A 1,315-nucleotide genomic window follows, 5' to 3' on the forward strand; every position below is an offset into this window, starting at 1 on the left:
CGCAGCACGTAGACGATTCCGCGCAGAGCCGCACGGTCATCCGCCGGCAGTCGGCCCGGATACCGCCGGCGCCGCGGCGGGCGCGGAGGGAGCAGCGGAGCGACACGGTCCCACGGATCATCAGGCACAAGATCATCCGGCACCCGCAAAACTCTGCCGCCCAGCAGCCCAACTGCCAAGAACTGGACCGAACTCATTCTGAAGTGATCAGCAAGTCGTCTTGGTCCAGGGGAATGGCAGCCCGCGCGTGAGGACGGTCTCGCTCAGCTACTGGGACCGGTCAGGGCGGGCGTGCTCCGCTCGGTGCAGCCTCCCGCGACGGTCTGTGAGCTGGCCCGCCCGCTGAATACGGGGGTCAGCACCAGCCGACGGCCGCGATCAACTGGCCGTCAGCCGCGGGCCGTCGGAGAACGTGAGGCCGCCGGGCCGGCTGAGCATGAAAGCGGGTGCTCCCGCACAGTTCGAGGGTGTCGAAATCCGCCGAGCAACAGGGGCCCCTGGTGCTGCAGTTCTTCGTGCCGGCATCGCGGTCGTCCAACCCGGCGCCTGGCGATGTGTGATTGCCTCGCTCGCCGGTTCGGGAACGCGGGGAACCGGCCGTACAGGCGGCCGAGGTATCCGTCCGACATGAGTGACGCGGAATGGGGGCGTAGCGACGCGATGCCGGTTCCCGGCCGGCTGGAAGGCCGCGGCGGACAGCCGGAGGGCCACCGGCGCCCCACGCTCAGTGCTCGTCGAGCGTCGAGCGCAGAGGCGCCTCCCGCAGCAGCAGGACGGCGGCCAGTGCGAGCAGGGCGAAGGGTACGGCGGCGGTGAACACGTCGCCGAAGGCCTGGCCGTACACCGTCCGGACGCTGTCCACGGCCGAGGGACCCAGCGCGCGCAGGTCCGGCAGGCCGCCGTCGAGCCCGGTCCCGGCCGGGGCGTGCGCGGCGGTAAGGGCGTCCACGCGGGCGGTCAGCAGGGAGCCGAGGGCGGCGAGACCGAGCACACCGCCGAGGCTGCGGGAGAGGATCACGAAGGAGGTGACGGCGCCGAGGTCGTCGGGGGGCGCCGCGTTCTGGGCGATCGGCACGAGGTTCTGCGAGACGACGCCGACGCCGGAGCCTCCCGCGAACAGGGCGGCGCCCACCAGGAGCAGCGGCGTACGGGCCCCCACGGTGCCCATGACGGAGAAGCCGAGGACGAGCAGCAGGCCCCCCACGGCCAGGGGGAGTTTCCAGCGGCCCCGCGCGCTGATGAGCCGGCCGGAGACGACGGACCCGGACAGCAGACCGGCGATCATCGGCAGGGTCAGCAGTCCCGACACGGCCGG

2 protein-coding genes are annotated in these 1,315 nt (G+C 72.3%); both read right to left on the reverse strand.

The window, feature by feature from the left end; all coding sequences use genetic code 11:
* Positions 1–143, reverse strand: a 143-nt coding sequence (locus RIM90_RS29145) for a transposase (protein WP_375165600.1), incomplete at its 3' end; no start/stop codon positions are given.
* A 581-nt stretch (positions 144–724) separates the two neighbouring features.
* On the reverse strand, positions 725–1,315 hold a 591-nt coding region (locus tag RIM90_RS29150; protein ID WP_375165598.1), incomplete at its 5' end, for an MFS transporter.

Origin of the sequence: Streptomyces sp. (assembly GCF_031181555.1) — a bacterium.
GTDB lineage: Bacteria > Actinomycetota > Actinomycetes > Streptomycetales > Streptomycetaceae > Streptomyces > Streptomyces fimbriatus.